We start from the raw sequence: 24,779 nt of genomic DNA, 5'->3' as shown, positions 1-24,779 counted from the left end.
ATCATAACGCAGCTATCAACATAAAAAATAGAGCGGAGGGGCATCCCGTTCTTAAAGCTCAACGTCTCCTACGCAATAGCCGGATTGGTTGAGAAGCCTACACTATACCTGTACTCAGGTTAGTGTAGGAGTATGTCACTATAAAATGTTACTCAACTCGTTTCCGCTACTTTCTCCATTAGACGAAAATAAGAGAATAGGGACTAAGAAGAAGAACGGGAACGCTTGAATGTACATCTATCGCACCTCTGGGTTTAATGAGAAAGCAGAACGCTATGGAATTCGCGATCGCATCGATGATCTGTGTACTCAACTGCAAACTCAACGACTCGATGAAGTGCAATCCCGGTTTGAGCGGGTTTATCCCTACCTAAAGCGCCGCATCCTCAACCAACGCCTGATTGGTCGTATCCTGCATCTGGATCATCAGCAACTCTTGTGCTTCATTGATATCTTTAAACGGGGTGATCACGACTATGAACAGTTTCTGGAATCCCCCCTTGATTATGGTTGCACCCATCTGGAACCCCAACTCGATCGGCAACAGATTCGCGATTGGTTAACCCAAGCCCAATCTCAGCAACAATCGGTTGAACCGTTACCTGAACTCCCGCAACGCTTGCGCCCTTGGCTTGATCCGCCGGGATGGGAACGAGATATTGTCCCAGACGATTGGGTGATCTATGAAAGTGAAGAATGGGTGAGACAGTTGACCACGGTTAAACTGCAAGAGGCGTGGAAAACTTATTATCAGATTATTTCCCAGATTAATACCAATACACCTATATCTACAGGAAATGGCAATGGTCATCGTACCGCCATCCCAACCGATAGCTTCGCCGAAACTCTGATTATTTCCCGTGAACCCCAGCTTCCCGAAAATGTCAACCTCTGGAGTGAAAACAATTGTTACGTTCTCTACAGCCAGATTGAAACCACGGATGCGAGTGTTCGCGGTGTCCTATTTCTCTTAGCCGCCTTTGATCACCCTCCCTCCAGCGCCGAGATTCGGGACGTGGGACGGCGCACCACCCTATTTAATGGTGCAAACACCCCCAACCGCTTATCCCAATCCCTGACTATCCACGAATTAACGCCCTTCGCCCGTCGTTCCTATCCCGCTTACCTCTTAGCCGATGCCGAAAGTTGGCTGGCGATTGAACGGGGGAGAGAGGCAAATCTCGCCCTTTCCCCGGAAGAAGAGGAGATTCTGCAATCGGTATCTTGTCCCACCCCCCAAACCGATTCACTTCCCCTATTTATTAATGGACGGGCGGGTAGTGGCAAGTCCACGATGCTAATTTATCTGTTTGCCGACTACTGCTACCGTAAATATTACACCCCCCAAGGACATCGCCGTCCCGAACCGCTTCCGGGTAAACCCCTGTTTCTCACCTACAATGAACGGTTATTAGACATTGCCAGAGATGGAGTGAATCGACTCCTGCGTTCCCACCATCGCTTTGTCGCTGAACGCAGTCCCGGTGATGACATTCCTAATTGCGATCGCTATTTTCAACCTTTTGGTAAATTTCTGTTAAGCTTACTCCCCCCCCAGGAACGACAACGGTTTAATCCAGACCACTATATTTCCTTCCATCGGTTCAAACAACTGTATCAGGGAACCTGTCTCGAACCCGCCCTAGCCAAACTGATCTTGCATCTTCCCCAATCCCGCCGCTATTCTCCAGAAATTTGTTGGCACATTATCCGCAGTTTTATTAAAGGCTATGGTCAATCGGACGACATGACGCCGGAAGACTATCAAGAGGAAGTTCCTCGCAAAGAACGCACGATTGATGTAGATAAATTTCAGGGAATCTATGACACGATTTGGCAACACTGGTATAAACATCTAACCACGGAACTGGATTACTGGGATGACCAAGATTTAATTGCCAGAGTCTTGGACTTGAAGTGTTATCATCCCCACTATACCGCCATATTCTGCGATGAAGCCCAAGACTTTACCCGCCTAGAGTTACAGCTTATTATGCGGTTGTCGCTGTTTTCCCAATACCATTTGGGATACCAACCGATTCCTAGTTTACCCTTTGCCTTTGCCGGTGATCCCTTTCAAACCTTAAACCCAACTGGATTCCATTGGTCTAGCACCCAAACGGCTTTTGATGCCGAAGTGATTACCGCCCTTGATCCGGCGGATCAATTAAAGTTGACGGTTAATTTTCAGGAACTATCCTATAACTATCGGTCGAGTCTGTCTATTGTTCAATTCACCAACTTAATTCAGCTTTGGCGTCACGTTCTGTTTGACATTCCCGAACTCCAACCCCAAACCGCATGGCATCCAGGTGATTTTCCTGAACCGCAAATGTTTATTCTCAATCAGACGATTAGTGCGGAGGAATTAATTACTTATATCAAAGACACGATTATCATTGTTCCCTGTGAGGAAGGGGAAGAATTGGCGTATGCCCAAACGGATGAAGTATTATCTCAAATCTTTCCGCAGTTGAATCCGAGGGAACAGGGAACACCTCGGCTTACCTCGACTCCGCTCGGTAACACGCTCGGTGTGTCACAGGGAACAGAGGAGATGAGAGAATTAACTCAACATTCCACACTATCCCCAGAACCCTTAAAAAATGTTTTAAGTGCCATTTCTGCCAAGGGATTGGAATTTAAACGGGTAATTTTGTATAAATTTGGTGAAGAGTGTAGCGATAATGTCTGGAACCTACAAGGCGTTGATCAAAAAGTTAAGGTTGAATACTTTTTCAATAAACTCTATGTCGCCGCTAGTCGGGCAACGGATTATTTATTTATCGTCGATTCAGACATAGGAAACCGTCAACTGTGGCACTATGCCAGTGATGAAGCCTTGTTACAGGCAATGTTAGGATATGCTAAACAGAAAGCCTGTTGGCAAGATAATGTGAAAACCCTAGCACCGGGTATGCCAAATATGGTCGAGACAATGCGTGAAGATGACCCGGGTGCGATCGCGCAAGAATTTCAGCTTAAAGGATTACATGGGGAAAATCCCAGTTTACTACGCCGAGCCAAACAATTCTATCGGGATTTAGGGGATATCACTCAAGCCAACTCTTGTCAGGCGTGGGCGCTGAAGTTTGAGAGGCAGTATCGAGACGCGGGTCATTGTTTCCTGGAGTTGGGGGAATCCGATCAGGCGTGGGATTGCTTCTGGCAGGGGCTATGCTGGTCAGAATTGGTGGCTTGGTATGATTCGCACCCCCACCATCAATCAGCGGCTGAGGGCATCCTGGCGCGGTTTATGGTGACACCTGCTGATGATTTAGCCGCACTGGATAGTTTTACTCAATTTATTATCAGTCATGAATCATGGGTTCTTCAGGGAAATCAACAGGTTAATCAGCAAAAACAATGGCAGCAAGGAATTAAAGATTATGCCCGTCGCATTGAAACCATTCCTAATGATTCCTCAATACCCTCATCACAATGGCAGCAGTTTGGCGACGTTCTAGCTATCTTAGCCTCAGCGGGTTACTCAGAACTAAAGGTGCAAGCGGGAACCTGTTTTTATCGCGCCCAAAATTATGATCAAGCGATACAGTATTGGGACGAAAGTAATGCAACTCAAACCCCAGACTATCATCGGGCAAAAGCCTTTACTGTCGGTATGCCAGAAGGATTAGCGTATTTGGCACAAGCAGGCGAAGCTGATCAAATTATCCACCAATGGCGGCAAGCTGACAAACCGCGCGATCGCAAATGGCTGCGCTATGTCGCCCAGGCGTTAGAAACGAAGCAGGAATACCAACAAGCCTGTGTGGTTTATGTGGGGTTGGATGACTTAGCTAAAGTCAAAGACTGTTTTCGACTGGCGACGCAGGATGGGATTAGAATCAAGCTACTACGGCTACTGTTTCGTTATTGCTTCCGCCAGAAATACTGGCAAGATGCCCTCGAATTGCTAGACACCGATTTGCCCAATGTCATCGGTTCAACCGAGGAAAAAGCCGCGTTAAATTTCGACATTGTTTATGAACTGGCAGGTTCAGAATTAGTCCCCCAAAACTTGAGCAAAGACCAACGCCAGGACTATGCACAATTTATAAAAGAGCGGGTTTTATCCAATTGTGACTGGCAAGACTACCTGTTGATGCCACAGATAGGAATTGCTCTGGAAAAAGTTGGAGCATTGGTGGAAATATTAGCATTCTACGAGCAATTTGTCAATGACAATAACCTAAAACAGCGTCAATTTGCCCGAGAACGTTGGATAGGGACGAAGAAAAAACAAGTGGATTATGTGACAAATCAGGGAAAGCTGAGGAAAGCAGCAAAATTGCAGTCGAATTTAATTAAAAAAGCGCAGCAGTGGGTAATTAATCCCGATGGTATCTCGGTGATTCCCCCATTAGCGCCAAGAGAACGTCCTTTGACAGATAAGGGAGTTAACTCAAAACCTAATCAGGGCGGGTTTGGCACAAACGTTACTATCGATAGTGAAAAGCAAGTTCCTAAACCCGCGCCTACACACTCAACACGTCCCCAATCCCCTAACACTGAGCAACTCACAATTACTGGATTACCCCCGGAAATAAGAGTAGAGGAATTCGAGAATGGGGTGATCGGATTTACAGTGCGTCACTTGGCAATTAAGGTAATGAAATCAATCCATCACGTCTTAATTACTGATATTCTCAGTAATCGAGAGGTACGTGTAGATTGGGCAAAATGCCAGGTAAATTTAGGAGATGCGATGGTGGAAGCTAGGGAAAGTCAACAGTTATCCTTTACGCTGGTTGCTAGTGGTTATCGGGGTGTTCTATTCTGTAATCAGCCAGAACCGCGACTGGAATTGGAGATTCAGGGGTGTGAGAATCGGATTGCTATTTGTTCGTAGTCAGCACTTTAGTGCTGGAAAATTAAGTATTTGAAGCCACTAAAGTGGCTACTACAAACCGACTGTTTTTGTGTCCTATTAAAATCGCAACCCTACGCCACCCTGCACCGAAACCGCCGTTCCGCCTCCGTTACGATAGGCATCAAAGGCTATAATCGCATTCCCAAAAAGCACTGTACTACCCCCAGGAACAACATAATCAATCCCCGGCTGCAAAGCGAAGCTGGTTTTATCTCCCACTGGCGAGGGCGTATCACCACTAGCAAACGCCGCACCCGCCCCCAGATAAACATCCGTTTGCCAATTCAGGGGAAAATCATAAGAAATAGTTGGCACCACCGCCGTACCTGCACCAATCAGGGCTTGCGCTCGCAGAGAGACAGGAAGTTCTAAGAGTTTGTACCGTACCGCCAAAACTCCCCCAAATTGCCGCCCTTCACCGCGATCATCTTCTTCAATACCGAATGTACCACCAACTCCCACATAACTGCCGTAAGCGGCTTGAGCTGATGCTGATGTGGGCGTAAAAGCAACACTCGTAAGTACCGCTGTGGCAAGGGTGACGCTGATGCCAATAAAATGTCGCATATTCGGACTCCTCAGTACTGATGTCGCTGATTTTAGCTTGTGACTTACCTGACTTTCCATGGGGTGTCTTGAAACGCGAGCAGATTAAGGAGAGTAAGGAATCTGATTCAAGCGTTTGAATCAATCAAAACCCCACTAGGAGCATATCAGAGAAAGTCGGGGCGGCTTTAATTCATTGGGGTGAGAGAAAAAACGAGAGTCATAAAACCCGCTCCTATATCAGGGATATGGGAGAATGAAAAAATCCGAGAAGAGATTATTTTGCAGAGGATGAGTTAACATCAATGCCTGATATTGTCGATATTGCCGTTAGTGCGGATTCATTCCAAACCCTGGTAGCTGCTGTACAAGCGGCTGGTTTAGTGGACACTCTTAAAAGTCCTGGTCCTTTTACAGTTTTTGCACCCAATGATGCCGCTTTTGCTAAGTTGCCACCAGGAACCATACAAACGTTGCTCCAGAATATTCCCCAGCTTACGCGAATTCTGACATATCATGTCGTTTCCGGGAAATTGACTCAAGCTGATTTAGCCAAGGTCGATTCGGTAACCTCTGTTGAGGGTTCGTCTATCCGAATTGACTGTTCTGATGGTTTTGAAGTCAAAAATGCCACAGTTGTTGCCCCTGACATCGAAGCAGATAATGGTATTATCCATGTTATTGACACGGTAATTCTCATGGGATAAAGTCACCATCACAAGGAGGATCAGACCCAATTGAGTAAAGGGCGACCCGACCCGATTGAGTGGGCGGGTGTGGTTAATTGATGTAAGCGGGTCGCCCCTACAGGTTGTTACATTGATGTCCTATCGAATCAGGTTGATTGCACACAAAAGTAATCACGTCATAATGAGCGTTACAGCCATGTTTCCTGAGGTTGTTTAACCCGATTTGATGTCAGATTTAAATTTCAGGTGGGCAGTATTCAATTGACTATGTTAACCTGTTGATTTTGATGCTAGTTTAGAGTATTGAGCGCCTGTAAATCCGGCAACGTCAGAAGATATTGAGAAAAATTCTATTTTGGCAGCAGCCTGTTGAACTATACCAGAATTTTGTGGACTAGACGACCCCCACGTTTCATTGGCGAAATGAAAATAAAAGTTAACGGTCATCCGGATTGTGCCGTTTCCCTAATGAAGACAAAAGGAAAGCCAAACTTGTAAGGTTGAAGCAGTCATGACAATGAAGAACGGTCAATGCCACTCCTGTGGATCTTATCAGATCAGAAGTAACAAAAACCGAAAATTTCCCGCACTGAATACGATGACGCTAGGACTAGGAAACTCCAGCGCTCGTTATGCTTCACTGGATACGTATGTTTGTGTCAATTGTGGCTATGTTGAAAGCTATGTGGCATCAGCCGATGATCTAAACTACATTCAAGAGAACTGGGCAAACGTTGAAGCGCCGTGTGAGAATGGAAAGCGATCGCCCAAAAAAGTTGAATCACTTCCGTCTAGAGCGCACGAGGAGTTCAAGCGCCGAGCCATGCATGGTTAATCCTGTAGATGGCATAATTTGAGGATATCATTCTTGCCAATACCCTAGATGCTTGCGAGCCGCGTCTGTAGCAACCCGCCCGCGAGGGGTTCGATGTAAGTAGCCAATCTGTAACAAATACGGTTCATACACTTCCTCAATGGTTTGAGCGTCTTCTCCGGTGGCGGCGGCTACGGCTTCTAAACCCACAGGTCCCCCTTGGAATTGTTCAATCATCACACTTAACACCAGCCGATCCGTCCAATCCAAACCCGCCGGATCAACATTAAAGACTTCCAAGGCTTCGGCGGCGACGTCTGGGTTAATCACACCCATCTTTTTCACCTGAGCATAATCCCGCACTCGCCTCAGTAAACGATTGGCGATGCGGGGAGTTCCCCGCGAACGACGGGCAATTTCTATCGCTCCCTCTTCGCTCATCGGCGTTTGTAATAATTGGGCGGTGCGTTGCACAATTAGACTCAATTCCTCGGGTTCGTAGAATCGTAAGCGCTGGATCAACCCGAAGCGATCGCGTAAGGGGGAGGTGAGTGATCCCACCCGTGTCGTCGCCCCAACCAAGGTAAATTGGGGTAAAGGAATACTCCGAGTTCGCGCTGATTGCCCTTTGCCAATCGTAATATCTAAACGGTAATCCTCCATCGCCGGATACAATAGTTCCTCACTCATGCGTGTGAGGCGATGAATCTCATCGATAAACAAAATATCCCCCGGTTTCAGATTCACTAAAATCCCCACAATATCCCGAGGACGTTCCAACGCTGGCGCCGCTGTAATTTTACAATTCGTCCCCATCTCCGTCGCCAAAATTAGCGACATCGTGGTTTTCCCCAATCCCGGTGGTCCATACAAGAGCAAATGATCTAAAGCCTCATTTCGCGCCTTCGCCGCCGCGATCGCAATTTCTAAGACATCTTTGAGTTCTTTTTGCCCAATATAGTCGGCTAACCGATGGGGACGAATCCCTTCCTCTTGGTTCTCTGTTTCATCGGCTGTCGCCGTCGCCAGTAACAAATCTGTTTCCAGATCCTGCTGACGTTTCTTACGGCGACCCTTTTTTTTCTGACGGGATTGGGGTTGTGGGTCGGGTTCTTGAGATTGTCTAAAGGAGGTTATAGCCATGATTTCAGCCTATCATTTCATCGGCGACCAAGACACTCAGGCGCAAAAGGTTTAGATTAGTTAAGGAACTCAGTATTATCGCATCACACAGCGTAAGACATCTGACATGCTAGCTAAACGAATCTTACCGTGCCTGGATGTAAAGGCGGGGCGGGTGGTCAAGGGTATCAACTTTGTAAATTTGCAAGATGCGGGTGATCCCGTGGAATTGGCACAAGCTTACAATCAAGCCGGTGCCGATGAACTGGTGTTTTTGGATATCACTGCCACTCATGAAGACCGGGATATTATTATCGATGTTGTCTACCGTACCGCAGAACAGGTGTTTATTCCCTTAACCGTTGGCGGCGGTATCCAATCCTTAGAGACTGTTAAGTTATTGTTAAGGGCGGGTGCCGATAAAGTCAGTATTAATTCGGCGGCTGTCCGTAATCCAGATTTTATCAATCAAGCTAGCGATCGCTTTGGCAATCAATGTATTGTGGTGGCGATAGATGCCCGTCGCCGTGTTGATCCCAGCCATCCGGGTTGGGATGTTTTCGTGCGCGGCGGACGAGAAAATACGGGACTGGATGCGATCGCCTGGGCAAAAGAAGTCGAACGACGCGGTGCGGGAGAATTACTGGTGACCAGTATGGATGCGGATGGAACTCAAGCTGGGTATGACTTAGAGCTAACCCGCACCATTGCCGACCAGGTGGAAATTCCGGTGATTGCCTCAGGGGGTGCGGGAACCTGTGATCACATTTATCAAGCCCTGAGTGAGGGGAAAGCCGAAGCCGCCCTATTAGCCTCTCTACTGCATTACGGGCAACTTAGCGTATCGGAAATTAAGCACTATTTGCAGGATCATCAGGTTCCCGTCCGGATGTGATGAGGGTTCTCAAATCCTTGCCGATCTGCCGTAAACTTTTGTGACTAATATCACACAATTGGATCGTTTGCAGCTACATAGACCACTGCTAGAATAGACTAGATGTTACATTTCTTAAATTATGTTGATTGCTATTTTAATATTCGATATTGCTCTAGTTGCTTGGTCACTGCACTTAATGCAACAGGCGTTTGACACACGAGAGTTTTCCTTTATGCTGGCTGGCACTTTAGTGGCGATGTCGGCGGCTGCCATGTTAGTCGTGTATTTCTTGATGGACAGCTATTTGGGCTACTTGAGTCGGATTGCGGCGGTTTCGGGTTCGTTTTAGTCAGGCTTAGGGTTTCATAATTCAATGATCTCTGACGAGGCAATAATTTAATCAGACTTGACGAAAGGACAGAATCAAGGCATGATGGAAGATGCTGCACGGGGCTATAGCTCAGCTGGTAGAGCACCTCAATGGCATTGAGGGGGTCAGCGGTTCGAGTCCGCTTAGCTCCATTAACACAGAATTAAGAGTTGCTGAATAACTCTTATGGTGATAACTCTTAGGGTGATAACTCTTAGGGTGAGGTTAGGAAATTCTTCACAGGGAAGAGGGAACAGTTTTCATAATTTCAAAAACGGCATTCATTTTTATCGTATCAAGGCTTATTTTGGGTATTTTATAAACCTTTAATTGTTCTGGAAACCTTTATTTTTCAGGGTTTTGCGAGTTTTCCAGCCCGCTCAATAGGGGGTGTTGGTGACGCGATCGCCGGACGACTCATCATGAGTGAGTACAATTGATGTGATCATTGAAAGTCAACCCAACAGCTATGAATGCGACTGAACAAGCTCCTCTAGACGAACAAACCTTGAGCCGATGCTGTTTGGCACCACTATTTGCTGACATCATGTGTAAGGGTCAGATCAGTTTGTCTGACTGGCGTGAATTGATGACAGCGCCTTGGGACAATTCTTTCACAAGTAATGATGAAGCTATCTTAATGCGGCTGATCTATGGGGTGCATCGTGGACTCGTGAAAGTTGTTGATTGATGAACCCCGAAGTATGACGAATGACGTAGCTTGCTTCTCAAGGGAGCGAGTATGACGATCTCCACCTTTAACTTTAATTGTGTCCACCTATCATAAATTTCGTTTGGCTTCCTGAGCCACTTGCTCAACCGAGTCATTGGCTAACGCTTCTAAGGCGGCTCGAGCCTCTGAAGTATCGAAGGGTTTGAGCGCCTGGGCGACTCGGTAACGCACTTGCCAGTCAGAGTCGGTGGCAAAGGGAACTAATAATGGCACAGCACGGGGATCACCCAGTTCTCCTAATGAACTAATCGCGGCGGTTTGAATCAAGCTGGTTTCGGAGGAAAGTGCTTCTTCTAAGAGGGGAAACGCACGCGGATCAGCGAGTTCGCCTAATGCCGCAACAATACTAAACTGTAATAACCATTCCGATGATTGGTGGTATAACTGTTTCATCTCCTCAAACGCCTCGGTCATCTTCAGGGCACCCAAAGCGTCAGCAGCGGCGGCTTGGACATCGGGTTCTGAGTCGTTCAAGAGGCGATCGCGCAATAGGGTTAAGGTGAGTGATAAATCCTGATCCCCAAGGGTATCAAGCTGGCTAACAGCGGCGTACCGAACCCGAGCATTGCCGTCAGTCACAATCGGCTGGATTAATTCATAAGCTATCGATGGTTCTAGCTGGCGTAGTAGATTTACCCCACTCAGGCGGTTGCCAAAGTCCTCGGAACTCAGCAACTGTTGAACAGACTCACGAGAAACAGTCATTTGTAACGTATTAAGTAATAAGTAATCGGACAAAATTAAAATTGACGGTGGGCTGATTAGATTATGACTCGTCCAGTTCAGCAATCATTGCCCGCACAATATCTCCCGCCGTGAGGACACCAATCACTTTCCCCTGGTTGTCAGTCACCGCTAGACGGCGCAGGGATTTGTCCTGCATCAGTTTCGCGGCTTTGCGTAAGGGTTGATCGGGCTTGACAACTACGGGTGCGTGGGTCATAACTTCGCCAACGGTTTGCCCTAGAGCTTTGTGTAGTTCTTCTTCGTAGCGGGCTGGGTTTTCTAGATAAATTACACTATCTAGAAATACGATGTAAACTGGGGGTTCGACTCCTGTCTGTTGCCACAACAAATCTGTTTCTGAAATAATGCCCACCAATTTGCCGACATCATTGACCACCAGCAAACCACTGATACGTCGTTCGGCAAGAATTTTCATCGCCTCTTTAATCGGCGTTTGGGGGGAAACCGCGATCGGGTCACGGCTCATGACTTCGGCAACGGTTTTGGGCATACTCAGGCTTGGTGTCTTCAAAGGAATTACTCATCTTATTGTAGGGGTTTCGGGAATGATGGGGATTAATTTCTCTCGAATCGGGAACTCTTAACGGGGAACAGGGAACGGGACAAGGGATTGAGGGTTTTTACAATTCTTAACTCCGCCCGACAGAATTTATATTCAGGGATTTAGCGATAGGGATGAAATTTCACTTGCATAGGGTTTGGGTTACCATTGCGGCTACGAATATCGAGCCACTGGTTGAATTTTATAGTCAATTACTGGCTGAATCTCCCCATTGCCATAGTCCCAACACCTATGCTGAGTTTCAGCTACCTGGATTGCGACTCGGATTATTTAAGCCCAGGGATAATCATCGACAGGAATTTGAGCAGTCTGAGCAAAGTGGGTTGAGTTTGTGTTTAGACGTGGATGACTTAGACGCCGCGATCGCACAGTTGAGCAACATGGGATATCCGCCACCGGGCGAAATCATCGTCGCGTCCCATGGGCGGGAAATCTACGCTTACGACCCCAACGGCAATCGTTTAATTTTACACCAGCCGCAGCGTTAACTGATCGCTACGTCATAAGCAACATTGGCAAAGGCATAGACGCTATAGAGAAGCAAAACCGTAATCGCGACAACCATAACCAAACGCGGACGCGGTGACGGGACAAATGCTTCCCTCACCCACATGGATGCGGCTGCACCAATCGCGAAGCTAGAACTGAGGACAAGGTATTGCCAGTCCGGTTGAAAGACCCAATTTAACCCCAAAGCCAGGGTTAACAATACCATCAAATGTTCGATCGACTCCGGTGGATTTTGCTGCGTGGAAAGCACCAAGGTGCGCCAACAGAATTGCAAATGTCTCATGAAAAAATTCATCAGCTAAAATTATTGTTTAAGATAATTCAGGGGAACTAATGTGGCTACTGTTGGTAGGGAAGATGATTGTAGTCTTTTAGATAAGCCAGCGCCTCATCTGTGTTGACCTGCGGAAATTCCTCATAGAAACGGCTGACACTGAGAAAGTCATCCGGTGTTTCTAGGATAACTAAGCGATCGCAAAAACCACCTAGCCTCTTGATCAGTCCGCCTGGTGCGACGGGTGTACAAATCCAGATCTGGTGAGGATGATGCTCTTTCAACGCTTGAGTCGCCGCGATTATAGTCATCCCCGTAGCAATTCCATCATCAACCAAAAGGGCTAATTTGCCTTGGGGATTAGCCTGAGGACAACCTTGGGCAAATTCGGCAAGTTGAGCTTGAGCTTTATCTTGAGCATGACGCAGGGCGGTTTGTCGCAGATTCGCCTTCAGTCGTCCCCATAGCCGTTGTTGCGCCCACAACACTTGTCCGTCTGAGGTGACAGCACCAATGGCTAATTCTGGATTTTGGGGAGTGGTAATTTTTTTAGCCACCACGATATCCAGAGGACAATTTAACCGACGAGCAACCGGTACGGCGACAGGAATACCGCCACGGGGAAGTGCATACACCACGGGTGATACAGTCTCACCCGTCGTCATTTCCAGTTCCGTAATTTGGGTGAGCAGAACTTGAGCTAGTTTCTCACCGGCATGAGCGCGATCGCTAAATAGCGGAGCCGATGGCATAGGTTCCTCCAGCTTTTAACGGGGCTGCCCTTATCATGCCTGATTTTTATCATGCTTTTAGATCAATCAAGCATGATTCTTAACATCAATTGCCTCCACCCTGGATATACCGTAGGGTGGGTTGAGCGAAGTCGAAACCCACCAGCATACCAGTCAGTACCATTCTTCTTAACATAAGTTATATCCTACCGTTATTGTTTTTCAAGTACCTTTGTGATAAAATTTCACTCATTTAAATTGGGAATGGGTAGCGAGCAAGATGCTCACACTACAAGGATTTCGCTATCCTGGACATTAAGATTTAAATGCCGAACAGCTTACCTGGGACGAAGAACGCGATCGCATGATTGAGGAGTACGGTGAAGCCTTTGCTGATGAACACCGTTTTACGATTCCGCCGGGTAACCGATGGATGAGGTGGTTGAAATGTTAGATCAGATCATTTAACTTGAAAAAGTTTACCAAATTGGTAAACTTATAATAGAGAAGTCAATATGGATGTAAATTTTGCCGATGAGAAAATTAAAAAACTCTGCGAACAATCATCCTTAGCTCAAAAGAAGCTGGGAGCGAAAGCAGCACGGAAGCTCAAAAGACGATTAGCTGATTTACTCGCAGCTCGATGTGTTGTTGAGTTGGTTGCCGGACGACCTCATCCTGTGCAGCCTCATAAACTCGGCAAACGCTTTTATCAAAAATTTTCTGATGTTGAAGAACTCTTTGCCCTTGACCTTGATGGTGGTGTTCGTTTAGTCTTCCAAGCTAATGTTGAACCACTCCCTTTGAAGGAAGACATAAGCCTGGATTGGGCAAAGGTTTCTCAGGTTTGTATTGTATTTATAGGGGATTATCATGACTAATTGCACTCATCCCTTCAATCCCGATTGGATATCTCCCCCAGGAGAAACAATTGCTGATTTGCTAGAAGAACTAGACTGGACGCAAGCGCAGTTAGCAAAGCGTTTGGGCTATACCACCAAGCACGTTAGTCAGCTTGTCAACGGGAAAGCACCAATCACTGAAGACACAGCCTTGAAGCTGGCGCGGGTGTTAGGTAGTACGGAGGAGTTTTGGCTAGAACGCGAAGCTCAATATCGTGCTGCTTTAGCGAAAGTTGAAGAAACCGAATGTCTTGAAAACTGGGTTGATTGGCTTGATGAAATTCCTGTAAAGGCATTGCAAAAAGCCCGCAAAATTACCGACTGTCGTTTGGATGCAAAAAACAAGCTTGGGATTGTGAGAGAGTTGCTTGAGTTTTTTGGAGTGGCTTCTCCTGATGAATGGCGAGCTTGTTATGCCCAACTTGAGGGGCAGTTCCGACGTTCTTATACTGGACAGGATAATACGAATGTAATTACGACTTGGATGCGCCTGGGTGAACTTGAAGTTGAGAAGCAAAGCTGTCCCCGTTTCAACCGGATCAAGTTTGAGAAGGCGATTCAGGAAATTCGGACACTCACGGTGCTACCACCGGAAGACTCCATACCCCGTCTGCGACAGCTTTGTTTGGAAGCAGGGGTGTTGTGGGTATTAGTCCCAAAAATCCCAGGCGCACGGGTGAGTGGGTTAGCACGGTGGTTAAATCGCCATCGACCTCTAATTCAGATGTCTCTCTATGGCAAGTCTAATGACCGCTTTTGGTTTACTTTCTTTCATGAAGCTGCTCATATTCTCTTACATGAAAAGGCAAGTAAAGAGGCTATCTTTTTGGATGAGTGGGAACAAGGGGAGAAAATAGAATCAGACCAAGAGTGTGAAGCTAATGAACAGGCGCGAAATTGGTTGATTCCTCCTGAATATGAAGCAGAACTCTATTCTCTGAGTTCTGAGGAAGAAGTCACCACTTTTGCCGAGAAGATAGGGATTCATTCTGGCATTGTTGTTGGTCGTTTACAGTATGAAGGAAATTTCCATTGGGGCTGGATGAATGGTTTAAAGGAGAGAATGACGATGGATGTAATTGAGAAAATATCTCAACCGACTGACAAAGCAGAACAAGAGGATGAGCAGAGTGCTTATAATTTAGCGGTAAAGCTAGGAGTTATTGGTGCTGCCAAAAATCTACCGCCTGACCTCAGCAGTAACAAAGAGTATATGAGTGGGTTTGGGGGTTAATGGGGATTCGCGTGATTGCTGATACGGGGCCGTTGGTAGCGATTGTTTCTGAGCAGGACGACTATCATCAAGTTTGCGTAAAAGCCTTAGAGAATATCAATTTTCCCCTATTTACTTGCTGGTCAGTTGTAACGGAAGCACAGTTTCGCTTGAAACAGGATAGGGAGGCGGTGAAAAAGTTATTCGAGATGGTTGAAGGAGGTCTTGTAGAGATAGTGGATTTACCCGAAGACGCTGTAACTTGGCTGAAGGATTTCCTTTATAGGTACTACGTTAGTAATCCTCACAGCCGGAGACAAGTAGAGCTTGCTGATGCGTCTGTTTGTTATTTGGCTGAGTCGATGGGAATTGATACTGTTTTTACGATAGACAGAGAAGATTTTGCTATCTATCGAATCAATAAGAATCAGCCTCTAAATATTATTCCTGGATTCAATTAAAGATATGAAGCCACAACCTAATCCTAATGCGAAAGAACCTGTAAACTCTGAGATAGAAGATTATGAACATTTGTTGCAATATATTGCTGAAACTAAGAACACAGAATGTAGAAGACCTTTACAAGAGTTTCGTGGGATTGCACCCAATTTATTAGAAGGTCAAGATGCTCAGGAATGGGTTAGTCAGATGCGGGATGAATGGGAGGAGCGCGATCGCGCCTGGAGGAAGTCAGAGTGACTTTAGATGAGGCTTTGTTAACCAATGATGACCAATTCCGACGGGTTTCTGAGTTAAAGGTGTTGATGGTTGAGGATTTTGTGGAAGGGGATGTTTCCTAATGGCTGAGGAGAAGAAGTTAAAATCTGGGTGGAAATGGGTTAAGTTTGGTGATGTGGTTCGCCTGAGTAAAGAACGCAGCAAAGACCCTGAAACAGACGGTATTGATCGTTATATTAGACTTGAACATATTGACCCCGATGATCTAAAGATTAGCCGTTGGGGATTGGTTTGTGAGGGAATCACCTGTTGCACCGCCTCACCGCCTCGATAGAATGAAAAGCAAAGAAACATGAATAAACGTAAGGAGTCTGTAATCAGCTATGCGAATGCTACATACAATGCTGCGCGTCGGTGACTTAGATGAGTCACTCAAATTCTACTGTGATGTGCTAGGCATGAAGTTACTGCGGAAAAAAGACTATCCCGGCGGGAAATTCACCTTAGCGTTTGTCGGCTATGGCGATGAGTCTGACCATACTGTGTTAGAACTCACCTACAACTGGGGTGTTGACCAATACGAGTTGGGTGATGCCTATGGTCACATTGCGATTGGCGTTGATGATATTTACGGCACCTGTGAACAAATCAAGGAACGGGGTGGTAAAGTCGTGCGGGAACCTGGTCCAATGAAACATGGTTCCACCGTCATCGCTTTTGTCCAAGACCCGACTGGCTATAAGATTGAGTTAATACAATTGGGGACTCAAGGCTCAGCCAAACCTCAAGAAAAAGCTACAGCGGCTAGTCATTGACAAGTTAAGAGTTTGTAGTAAGCGCTTTAGCGCTTCTGACTTCTTGCACTAAAGTGCCTACTACGAACCTAGCTTAAGGAGCGTGATATTCAACATGCTCCCCCGCTTCCCCGTTCCCTATTCCCTACAAATTCTGCGAAATTTGAGCGATAATCTGATCCTCTTTACCCATAACCCATTGGGCAAAGCGTTGGGCTAAGGGTGGCACATATACCAGAGGATTGGTAAATCCAGAGAAAATATAGACACCCTCTACGCCCTCAATTGCTCCCACCACAGGTAAATTATTACCACCAAATGCCACTAAACAGTGATGCCAAGTTCCCGGTAGGCTGGCTAAAGCAGGTAGGACATTCCCCACCTGAGTGCGAATGGCAGACTCACTCGCGGCTGAGTTTATGGCGGCGAAGGGTTGAGTCAGAACACGACTAATTTGACCCATTCGTAAACTGCCATCTAGAAACTGAATCGCCCCGGCGTCTAGAATTGGTGGCACGGGTTCGTAACCCGGCTTATCCCACAAAGGTTCTACCTCCGCACTGCTGGCTTGCGCTTCAAGTGGAAAGCGTTGTGTATAGGCGGGCATGACTAATGTTCGCAATTTCAGGTCAACTGGTGGCGTTTCAATCATTTCCGCGTGGGTGAAGTAGACGCGCACCTGAATCCCAGCGGCGTTAAGCAAGGCGCGACTGAATCCCCCGGCACAAACCACTGTATTGGCAGCATGATAGGTTTGATTATCTGAGGTTTTCACCCCCTGAACCCTATCCCCTTGGCGCAGGAGTTCCACCACTTGAGCTATCTGCTGTTCACCCCCAGCACGACAAAAGGCTTGGCGATAGCCTTGGGTGAGGTGTTCCGGATGAATATGACCATGACGAACCGTAAGAACGCCCGCGATCGCATTAGGATTGAGTAGGGGTTCTAACTCACAAGCGTCCTCGACTGAGAGTAATTTGGGTGGAATGGCACAATCAGCATAAGCCGCTGCCATTTTTTCTGGGTCTTGGTTGGCGGAAATAGTCAGGACTAAATCCAATTCCCGAAACTGGGTATCATGGTCTAATGCCGCTGATAAATGCCTGTGGCGTTCAATTCCCTCAGCACACATTACTCTCGTCAGGTCGGATTTCCCTGACCAATAGGCTAAACCGCCATAACTGTACCGAGTCGCGCCTTGAATTGCTGTGTCCGAATCGACCAACAGAACCCTTAACCCTACCTGGGCAAGTTCATAGGCGAGTGCTGCTCCGGTAATACCCCCACCAACAACAATCCAATCGTAGGTTTTCATGATTGTTTGCTCATTCTCCACATCTTCCATTGTTATCGGGATTAACCCCTTAGTTAAGGGAATCAGGATTTACCTTAGTAGGGGGTTTGGGGGCGTTGTAAGACCCACGCTGTACCCTTCGACTCCGCTCAGGGTCAGCGTTGGGATACACAACTACCCCAAGTTAATTTAGGTGACTCAACGTTACCTAAATTAACATTTAACAGTACACGACTAGCCAGTAAATGTCCTATAATAGCGGTATGCTGACATTTAACTATCGCTACCGAATCTATCCAGATGCCACTCAAGAACAACGGTTAATTGAGTGGATGGAAATTTGCCGCCGCGCATACAACTATGCATTGGGGGAGATAAAGGATTGGTGCAATAGTCGTAAGTGCTTGATTGATAGATGTTCGTTGGAAAAAGAGTACATCATTCCAGCAGATACCAAGTTTCCCAGCGAGGTTCAACAGCTTAACAATTTACCTAAAGCTAAGAAGGAATTTCCCAAGTTAAAAGAGGTTCCCTCTCAAGTCCTTCAGCAAACGATTAAGCAGTTGCATAAAGGTTGGGATTACTTTAAGTCTCGCGGGTTTGGCTTTCCCCGATTTAAAAAGTTTGGGCAGCTTAAATCGTTACTGTTTCCTCAATTTAAGGAAAACCCTGTAACCGATTTGCATATCAAATTACCCAAACTTGGGGCGATTCCTATTAATTTGCATCGTCCTATTCCTTATGGTTTTACAGTTAAGCAAGTACGAATCATACGAAAAGCTGACCGATGGTATGCATCTATTAATATTCAATGCGATGTCAGTATCCCTGACCCTAAGCCCCATGGATATCCGATTGGAGTAGACGTGGGCTTAGATAAGTTTTTAGCTACCAGTGATGGAGTTGTTGTCGAACCGCCTAAGTTTTTTAAGAAACTACAGAGCAAGCTGAAATTGCTGCAACACAGGCTATCCAGGAAAACAAAGCGGTCTAAAAATTACGAAAAACAGCGCCTTAAGGTAGCTCGACTTCACCACCAAATTGATAACACCAGAAAAGATTTTCATTTTAAACAAGCGCACGCCCTTTGCGACGCGGGTGATATGGTTTTCATGGAAGACCTTGATTACCGCATTACCGCTAAAGGGTTTCTTGGGAAACAGATGTTGGATAGCGGTTTTGGTCAATTTCGCACCATCACCCAGTACATCTGCTGGAAGCGCGGAAAGTTCTTTGCTGTTGTTGATGCTAGGGGTACTTCTCAAGAATGTCCTGAGTGTAAGGGTGAGGTCAAAAAAGACCTGAGCATTCGGATACATGATTGTCCTCATTGTGGCTACAAAACTGATAGGGATGTTGCCAGTGGTCAGGTGATCAGAAACCGAGGAATAGAGCTAATTAGTACCGCTGGGCTAGCGGGAAAGGAAACTGCCTATGCAGCCGATCTACCGGGGGTTGGTGAAAGCCAAAACTAGGCAAGTGGCAAAATCCCGTAAGGGAGTAACTAGGAAATCCTCAAAGTGATTTGGGGAAGCCCACACCATAATTTTTGATTTGGTGTGGGAGGATGTCACCAGTCTCCATCTATAGGTGGGCATTGCCCACCATTGGTGTCAACTTAAGCGCTAAAAGCAGGGGGAGCAGGGGAAGCAGGGGGAGCAGGGGAAGCAGGGGAAGCAGGATAAGTAGGATAAGTAGAGATATTGTCGTTACCACGTTCAAGGAAATGCCCCGGTTGAGGCATAGCCTACCTTGAATGGCTGTAAACCCGAATTGGCAAAGGTTGTGGCTTAAGTTGACACGCATGATTGCCCACCCTACCACTCCCATTTTGATTGGGATTAATGTCTTAGTCTAACGACCGATGGTTGCATTATTTTTCAGATATTTAGATGCTGAAATAGATACAGTGGGTACAGTGAGACCTCTCGTTTAGTTTATGCTTAGCCGAATCAAAGACCTCGCCCAAGAACTCGCACCGCGTCTGATTGAAATTCGCCGCCATATCCATGGTCATCCGGAATTGAGCGGTCAGGAATACCAAACGGCGGCTTATGTCGCGGGTGTTCTGTCGTCCTGTGGCATTGTTGTCCAAGAAGGGATTGCCAAAACGGGCGTGATTGGTGAGTTAGTTGGGGGGACTGATGAACGCTTAGTGGCGATTCGCACGGATATGGATGCGTTACCGATTACTGAAGCCGCCCCTCTGGAATTTGCCTCCCGTAAGATGGGGATAATGCACGCCTGTGGTCATGATGTTCACACCACTGTTGGTTTAGGTACGGCGATGGTGTTGTCTGGATTAGGGGAACAATTACCGGGAAATGTGCGCTTTTTGTTTCAACCCGCTGAAGAAATTGCCCAAGGTGCTAACTGGATGGTGCAAGATGGGGCGATGAATGATGTCAGTGCCATTTTTGGGGTTCATGTGTTCCCCTCGATTCCAGGGGGTTCCATTGGTGTCCGGTATGGCGCACTGACGGCGGCGGCGGATGATTTGGAAATCTTTATTACCGGGGAATCGGGTCATGGTGCCCGTCCCCATGAAGCCGTGGATGCGATTTGGATTGCGGCTCAGGTGATTACTACCTTACAGCAAGCGATTAGCCGGACTCAGAATCCTTTACGTCCGATGGTCTTGACAATTGGACAGATTAATGGTGGACGCGCCCCGAATGTGATCGCCGATCAAGTCCATTTAGCCGGAACCGTGCGATCGCTCCACCCCGAAACTCACGCGAATCTGCCAGAATGGATTGAGTCAATTGTGGCAAATGTCTGCCAGATGTATGGCGCTCGCTATGAGGTGAGTTATCGCCGGGGTGTGCCTTCGGTGCAAAATGACTTAGCTTTAACTCAAATCTTAGAAGCATCTGCCAAAGAAGCTTGGGGAAGTGATCGAGTGCAAATTTTACCCGAATCCTCTATGGGAGCCGAGGATTTTTCCATGTATCTAGAACATGCTCCCGGTACGATGTTCCGCCTTGGCGTCGGGTTTAAGGATAAGCCTAATTATCCCTTACACCACCCCCAATTTGAAGTGAATGAATCGGCGATTATTACAGGTGTGGTAACGCTGGCTTATTCTGTCTATCAATATTGGCAACAGTCTGTTTTGTAGGCAAGAGAGGGGTGAGTTTGGGAAATTGTAGGGGCGGGTTTAGGGTCTTTATTTTTGCTATTGATCGTAATCTTTGTACAAAACCCGCCCTGACCAACTAAATCTAAATACTCAGAAACAACCCGCCTGTAACCAATACTGTCACTTCATGCAAACGCTTGGGGATATGCCTTATCCGGTTCAAGCCACTGCGTTTTGGGCGATTGAATTGGCATATAATCAAGGCTGGCAATTGCCAGGTCAGATGAGTGGGTCTTACAATGAATTTGCACAACGCTGGGGAAATCCTGGATTTACTGAGTATGTCACTTTGTTGGAAAAGCAAGCGAATCAGGTATTGCCAGAGGCGTCAGAATCCATTCAACAGCAAGCCGAGTCTGCATTTTTGCAGGTCGCTCAATTAGAAGCAGAGTTTTGGCAAATGGCGTTTAATGCTGAAACGGATCGTGCCAGATAATGTGACTTATTCCCCAGTTTCACTCAACCCTAACAACATATCACACGCAAGGAAAAAACTATGACCCGCGCCATTATGGAAACGGAAAAAGGTACAATTCATCTAGATTTATTCGAGAAAGATGCTCCGAATACAGTGAAAAATTTTGTCGATCTCAGTGAAAAAGGATTCTATGACGGACTGAATTTTCATCGCGTTATTCCCGATTTTATGATTCAAGGCGGTTGTCCTCTGGGAACGGGTACGGGGGGTCCTGGCTATACGATTAACTGTGAAATTAACCCCAATAAGCATTTAGCTGGGTCATTATCGATGGCACATGCAGGTCGCAATACTGGCGGAAGTCAATTTTTTATTTGCCACTCGCCTCAACCCCATTTAGATGGCGTCCATACTGTTTTTGGCAAGACAGAGGATATGGAGGTGGTTAATGCGATTCAGAAAGGGGATAAGATTCTTTCGGTGAAGATTGAAGAGTAATTTTGTCGGCTCATTCAATTAGAAGGTAACGCCGATTCAGAAAGGGGATTGATCGGGTGAATCACGATGACATTTTCATCCTGATCATCCCCACTGTTGTACAGATAGTCAAAAGCGGCAGTATCATTAAGTAGATGCGATCGCAAAAACAAGGCACTCCAACGAGCGATAGTTTCTGTGGCTACATCCTGGTCTAATAAAGGTCTAACAGGATCGCGAACGGGGTTATCTTCATTGGTAATCCCATAATGGTTAGCCCCTTTGACAATGACTAAAGCCTTGGGTGGATCTTGAATCTGGTTGTAAGTAGCTGTGACTTCAACTAAATCGGCAATCGTGTCTTGACTTCCGGCGATTAACGCGGTAGGAATCATTTGATTATTAATCGGCGGAAATGAACCTGTTTCGGGGGGATCTTTAAAGTTTGTACCATAGAAAATACCAGCCATTACTTCAGGAGGCTGGGTAAAGTTACCAGCGCATATTCTAGGAACGCAGATGTCTTGAATAACAGCTAATCCGACAAAACCGCCAAAGGAATGTCCGAGTAATCCTAGTTTATTGGTATTAACAATTCCCGCAATCGGTGAATCCGGATTAGTGTTTTCTTGTTTCATATAAGAAAGAACATCATGGACTTGCTGCTGTTCGGCAATAAACCCTGTGACGGGTTCTCCTGTTCTGGGATTGGTTACAGTTCGTTCATGATTAGGGACAATCACGACAAATCCGTAACTGGCAACGGTACTGGCGAAATTGGCGTAGTCGGCTTTATCCACTAATGCTCCTTGCAGCATTAAGGCGATGGGAAATTGATTGGTGTTGGTGTTAGAATTTGAGGGAATTGGGAAATAAATATCAGCGGGATCACCATTGGTTGTAATTGTTGTTTGATAGGTATTAACTGTATCGAATAGAGGCTCGGCGCTATAGGTTGCAGAGGTTTGTTCTCCTGGTGCTAAAGCAATGAATAATGCCCCGACTATGGTTACAGATGATTGTTTTTTTGTGGATAAGCAACTCATTGTCTACGAGATTTTCGGATTATTTTAAGACTGTCGGAAAAATTGAGTCCATTGTCAAGTGTTTCGGATAGGTTGCACTCATGGAGTGGCGTGGCACATCTAAAATGGTGGAATAGATTTTACGGTTAAATTGGGCGCACGTCAGTGCGCCCCTACGGTGAAATGCTTAAATAATTGAAAAAGACATTAGATTTTAACCTAATGCCTTTTTGGTCGATTATAGCCTAATATAGCGAACAGGTTAACCTACTGTCACTTGAGTCGTGTCAACCGCTTTGGCACCATTAACACCTCTAGCAACCTTCACCATCTTGTCTAAAATAGCCTGATTCGGAACCTTACCTTTCAACACCACAGTGGTACTCGTTTGGGCGACATAAAGCGTACTGATGTCATCTAAATCCGGATCTTCATCAAATGCTAACGCCACCCGCTTGGCTAAACCGCTTTGGTCATATTCTCCATGTAAACCAAGACGTTCTGGAGGAGTGGTGGAGAGTTTCGTCGTGGCTGGGGCTTCATCTGTTTTTGGGCGACTGGCGGCGGATGAAGGCTGCTGCTGTGTTGGAGGGTTTACTTTTGCCTCTTGTGGCTTGTCCATGCCAAATAGTCGTTGTAACCAACCCATATTCTGTTAAACTCCGATTATACTTTGATGATTGATCTATTCATTATCGGTTAACGTTAGGAGTTTGAACATCTATCAATAAGAATAGTTAAGGGTGATCAGTGGATGATTCGCTTTTGTGGCTCAGGGTTTAAATCTACACTTCACTCAATCTATTTGAATCGGGGGTAGCATGGCTGAAAAAATTGAGACGTCGCACCCTATCAGTGACAGGGATAACCCGAATCATCATCAATCTTCTCTGGGACTATCCGCATTGACTTCAGATCAACTCAATACTTTAATCGCTCAGGCAAAAGTAAAATGTCAAGGAGGACAACTACCAACCTATATCCCCTTACTAGCGCAGGCAAATCCAGGCTGGGTGGCGATACAGGTACAGAGGATTAAAGGTGAGGGAGTGGCGGCGGGTGATATTCGTTGTTCTTTTCCGTTGATGAGTGTGATTAAGCCGTTTGTTTTGCTATTTTTGCTAGAACAATTGGGGACAGAGGCGGTATTTTCTCAGGTGGGGATGGAACCGTCTGATCAGCCATTTAATTCCTTAGCGCAACTGCAAGCGGATCGGGGAAAGCCGCGTAACCCAATGATTAATAGTGGCGCGATCGCACTCGCTGGGCGTTTACCGGGTAAGGATGGGGCGTCTCGTTGCGAAAGCCTGCGCCAGTGGCTGAATCAGCGATCGCACTCTCAGTTGGTGTTAGATGAGGCGATGTTACAGTCGGTGCGTTCTCTCCCCAATGAACGAAATCAGGCGATCGCGAATTTATTAGCAACTGTAGGGTATCTGGATTGTCCAGAAATTGCCCTGGATACTTATAATCACGTCTGTTGTCTATCGGGAACGGTGACGGATTTAGCTAATTTGGGAATGTTGCTGGGGCAGGATAGTCCTCTGATATCACCCCAACACCGCCGCACGGTTAACGACATTCTGATCACCTGTGGATTGTATCAAGCTTCTAGTCGCTTCGCGACGGAGGTGGGATTACCAACCAAGTCAGGGGTGAGTGGGGCAATTTTATCTATCGTACCGTCTCAGGGGGCGATCGCCTGTTATTCTCCGGCGTTAGATGAGACAGGAAATTCTCAAGCGGGGTTGTTTATTGTGCAGCAATTGGCGCAGGATTTCAACTTAAGCTCAACCCCTCACCCCTAACCCCTTTCCATCCCCCCTCGTTCCCCCCTACCCCCCTCGTTCTGACAGGTGTAGGTTTTTTATTTAAGGGTGGAGACAAGACAAGGGGACAAGGAAGGAAAGAAGACAAGGGGGAAAAACCGTACAGAATTCGGTTCGGTCAAACTAACTTCTAAAAGCCGAAACGCCCTATTTTTCGTT

General features: G+C 46.5%; 26 protein-coding genes, 1 tRNA gene and 2 pseudogenes. 20 read left to right on the top strand and 9 right to left on the bottom strand.

The window, feature by feature from the left end; translation table 11 throughout:
* Together RH949_RS17715 and RH949_RS17710 are read left to right on the top strand one after the other, a co-directional pair.
* Positions 1-92 (top strand): annotated as a pseudogene (locus tag RH949_RS17715) (RNA-guided endonuclease InsQ/TnpB family protein); the annotation flags it as partial.
* Between the two features lie 137 nt (positions 93-229).
* Complete coding sequence (locus RH949_RS17710; RefSeq protein ID WP_446354931.1) at positions 230-4,852, top strand: hypothetical protein; 4,623 nt, start codon at positions 230-232, stop codon at positions 4,850-4,852.
* A 78-nt stretch (positions 4,853-4,930) separates the two neighbouring features.
* On the opposite strand, the gene RH949_RS17705 is transcribed toward RH949_RS17710, so the two are convergent.
* Positions 4,931-5,440: a hypothetical protein gene (locus tag RH949_RS17705; RefSeq protein ID WP_446354929.1), complete on the bottom strand. Its 510-nt coding sequence runs from the start codon at positions 5,438-5,440 to the stop codon at positions 4,931-4,933.
* Between the two features lie 284 nt (positions 5,441-5,724).
* Here RH949_RS17705 and RH949_RS17700 point away from each other — a divergent pair, with 284 nt between their 5' ends.
* Together RH949_RS17700 and RH949_RS17695 are read left to right on the top strand one after the other, a co-directional pair.
* On the top strand, positions 5,725-6,126 hold the full coding sequence (locus RH949_RS17700; RefSeq protein ID WP_006098369.1) for a fasciclin domain-containing protein: 402 nt from the start codon (positions 5,725-5,727) through the stop codon (positions 6,124-6,126).
* A 493-nt stretch (positions 6,127-6,619) separates the two neighbouring features.
* Positions 6,620-6,943 carry a hypothetical protein gene (locus RH949_RS17695; protein ID WP_044204590.1) on the top strand — a complete coding sequence of 108 codons (324 nt, stop codon included), beginning with the start codon at positions 6,620-6,622 and terminating at the stop codon, positions 6,941-6,943.
* Positions 6,944-6,970: 27 nt separating this feature from the next.
* Here the strand turns inward: RH949_RS17695 and ruvB are convergent, their stop codons facing one another.
* Positions 6,971-8,065: a Holliday junction branch migration DNA helicase RuvB gene (gene ruvB / locus RH949_RS17690; RefSeq protein ID WP_006098442.1), complete on the bottom strand. Its 1,095-nt coding sequence runs from the start codon at positions 8,063-8,065 to the stop codon at positions 6,971-6,973.
* A 106-nt stretch (positions 8,066-8,171) separates the two neighbouring features.
* Between ruvB and hisF the strand changes: the two genes are divergently transcribed.
* The 4 genes from hisF (at position 8,172) to RH949_RS17670 (ending at position 9,982) form a co-directional block, all read left to right on the top strand.
* Entirely contained in the window at positions 8,172-8,939 is a 768-nt protein-coding gene (hisF, locus tag RH949_RS17685) for an imidazole glycerol phosphate synthase subunit HisF (RefSeq protein WP_006098339.1), read from the top strand.
* Between the two features lie 121 nt (positions 8,940-9,060).
* Complete coding sequence (locus tag RH949_RS17680) at positions 9,061-9,270, top strand: hypothetical protein (protein ID WP_006098571.1); 210 nt, start codon at positions 9,061-9,063, stop codon at positions 9,268-9,270.
* Between the two features lie 100 nt (positions 9,271-9,370).
* Positions 9,371-9,443 (top strand) — tRNA-Ala (locus RH949_RS17675).
* A 317-nt stretch (positions 9,444-9,760) separates the two neighbouring features.
* Positions 9,761-9,982 (top strand): hypothetical protein, encoded by a 222-nt coding sequence (locus tag RH949_RS17670; RefSeq protein WP_006098710.1) that lies wholly within the window; start codon positions 9,761-9,763, stop codon positions 9,980-9,982.
* A 90-nt stretch (positions 9,983-10,072) separates the two neighbouring features.
* Here the strand turns inward: RH949_RS17670 and nblB are convergent, their stop codons facing one another.
* Positions 10,073-10,729 carry a phycobilisome degradation protein NblB gene (gene nblB, locus RH949_RS17665; RefSeq protein ID WP_044204816.1) on the bottom strand — a complete coding sequence of 219 codons (657 nt, stop codon included), beginning with the start codon at positions 10,727-10,729 and terminating at the stop codon, positions 10,073-10,075.
* Between the two features lie 61 nt (positions 10,730-10,790).
* Positions 10,791-11,261 (bottom strand): CBS domain-containing protein, encoded by a 471-nt coding sequence (locus RH949_RS17660; protein ID WP_446354925.1) that lies wholly within the window; start codon positions 11,259-11,261, stop codon positions 10,791-10,793.
* 185 nt (positions 11,262-11,446) lie between these two features.
* On the opposite strand from RH949_RS17660, the gene RH949_RS17655 reads away from it, so the two are divergent.
* Complete coding sequence (locus tag RH949_RS17655) at positions 11,447-11,821, top strand: VOC family protein (RefSeq protein ID WP_446354923.1); 375 nt, start codon at positions 11,447-11,449, stop codon at positions 11,819-11,821.
* Here the strand turns inward: RH949_RS17655 and RH949_RS17650 are convergent.
* The gene (locus tag RH949_RS17650; protein WP_446340683.1) at positions 11,818-12,126 is read right to left on the bottom strand and encodes a hypothetical protein; all 309 of its coding nucleotides are present in this window, start codon (positions 12,124-12,126) and stop codon (positions 11,818-11,820) included. The two genes, RH949_RS17655 and RH949_RS17650, sit on opposite strands and share 4 nt — an antisense overlap.
* A 56-nt stretch (positions 12,127-12,182) precedes the next feature.
* Complete coding sequence (locus RH949_RS17645) at positions 12,183-12,869, bottom strand: phosphoribosyltransferase (protein ID WP_446354921.1); 687 nt, start codon at positions 12,867-12,869, stop codon at positions 12,183-12,185.
* Positions 12,870-13,363: 494 nt separating this feature from the next.
* On the opposite strand from RH949_RS17645, the gene RH949_RS17640 reads away from it, so the two are divergent.
* The 6 genes from RH949_RS17640 to gloA all read left to right on the top strand — a co-directional run bounded on the left by RH949_RS17640 (position 13,364) and on the right by gloA (position 16,456).
* The gene (locus RH949_RS17640) at positions 13,364-13,729 is read left to right on the top strand and encodes a type II toxin-antitoxin system RelE/ParE family toxin (protein ID WP_446354919.1); all 366 of its coding nucleotides are present in this window, start codon (positions 13,364-13,366) and stop codon (positions 13,727-13,729) included.
* Positions 13,722-14,984, top strand: a complete 1,263-nt coding sequence (locus RH949_RS17635) for a HigA family addiction module antitoxin (protein ID WP_446354917.1) — start codon at positions 13,722-13,724, stop codon at positions 14,982-14,984. Before RH949_RS17640 ends, RH949_RS17635 begins: the two co-directional genes overlap by 8 nt.
* An 11-nt stretch (positions 14,985-14,995) precedes the next feature.
* Positions 14,996-15,424, top strand: a complete 429-nt coding sequence (locus RH949_RS17630) for a type II toxin-antitoxin system VapC family toxin (RefSeq protein ID WP_446354915.1) — start codon at positions 14,996-14,998, stop codon at positions 15,422-15,424.
* A 4-nt stretch (positions 15,425-15,428) separates the two neighbouring features.
* Entirely contained in the window at positions 15,429-15,662 is a 234-nt protein-coding gene (locus tag RH949_RS17625; protein ID WP_446354913.1) for a hypothetical protein, read from the top strand.
* Between the two features lie 100 nt (positions 15,663-15,762).
* A complete protein-coding gene (locus RH949_RS17620; RefSeq protein ID WP_446354911.1) occupies positions 15,763-15,975 on the top strand; it encodes a hypothetical protein in 213 nt (70 codons plus the stop codon).
* A gap of 49 nt (positions 15,976-16,024) precedes the next feature.
* Complete coding sequence (gloA, locus tag RH949_RS17615; RefSeq protein ID WP_006098088.1) at positions 16,025-16,456, top strand: lactoylglutathione lyase; 432 nt, start codon at positions 16,025-16,027, stop codon at positions 16,454-16,456.
* A gap of 124 nt (positions 16,457-16,580) precedes the next feature.
* Here gloA and RH949_RS17610 read toward each other — a convergent pair whose 3' ends face one another.
* The gene (locus tag RH949_RS17610; protein WP_446354909.1) at positions 16,581-17,750 is read right to left on the bottom strand and encodes an NAD(P)/FAD-dependent oxidoreductase; all 1,170 of its coding nucleotides are present in this window, start codon (positions 17,748-17,750) and stop codon (positions 16,581-16,583) included.
* 242 nt (positions 17,751-17,992) lie between these two features.
* Here RH949_RS17610 and RH949_RS17605 point away from each other — a divergent pair.
* The 4 genes and pseudogenes from RH949_RS17605 to RH949_RS17590 all read left to right on the top strand — a co-directional run bounded on the left by RH949_RS17605 (position 17,993) and on the right by RH949_RS17590 (position 21,787).
* Positions 17,993-19,253 (top strand): annotated as a pseudogene (locus tag RH949_RS17605) (RNA-guided endonuclease InsQ/TnpB family protein).
* Between the two features lie 415 nt (positions 19,254-19,668).
* Positions 19,669-20,850, top strand: coding sequence for a M20 family metallopeptidase (locus RH949_RS17600; RefSeq protein ID WP_006098198.1), 1,182 nt, complete (start codon positions 19,669-19,671; stop codon positions 20,848-20,850).
* A 73-nt stretch (positions 20,851-20,923) separates the two neighbouring features.
* Positions 20,924-21,307, top strand: coding sequence for a hypothetical protein (locus RH949_RS17595; protein WP_006097805.1), 384 nt, complete (start codon positions 20,924-20,926; stop codon positions 21,305-21,307).
* Between the two features lie 60 nt (positions 21,308-21,367).
* The gene (locus RH949_RS17590) at positions 21,368-21,787 is read left to right on the top strand and encodes a peptidylprolyl isomerase (RefSeq protein ID WP_006098078.1); all 420 of its coding nucleotides are present in this window, start codon (positions 21,368-21,370) and stop codon (positions 21,785-21,787) included.
* A 14-nt stretch (positions 21,788-21,801) separates the two neighbouring features.
* On the opposite strand, the gene RH949_RS17585 is transcribed toward RH949_RS17590, so the two are convergent.
* Positions 21,802-22,812 (bottom strand): alpha/beta hydrolase family protein, encoded by a 1,011-nt coding sequence (locus RH949_RS17585; protein ID WP_446354906.1) that lies wholly within the window; start codon positions 22,810-22,812, stop codon positions 21,802-21,804.
* Positions 22,813-23,053: 241 nt separating this feature from the next.
* Positions 23,054-23,440 (bottom strand): BON domain-containing protein, encoded by a 387-nt coding sequence (locus tag RH949_RS17580; protein WP_006097961.1) that lies wholly within the window; start codon positions 23,438-23,440, stop codon positions 23,054-23,056.
* A gap of 172 nt (positions 23,441-23,612) precedes the next feature.
* Between RH949_RS17580 and glsA the strand changes: the two genes are divergently transcribed.
* Positions 23,613-24,599, top strand: a complete 987-nt coding sequence (gene glsA, locus RH949_RS17575) for a glutaminase A (RefSeq protein WP_446354904.1) — start codon at positions 23,613-23,615, stop codon at positions 24,597-24,599.
* The last annotated feature ends 180 nt before the right edge of the window (positions 24,600-24,779 follow it).

Origin of the sequence: Coleofasciculus sp. A1-SPW-01, assembly GCF_040217205.1 — a bacterium.
GTDB classification, from domain to species: domain Bacteria; phylum Cyanobacteriota; class Cyanobacteriia; order Cyanobacteriales; family Coleofasciculaceae; genus Coleofasciculus; species Coleofasciculus chthonoplastes_A.
This window is presented reverse-complemented; position numbering and strand designations above follow the sequence as displayed.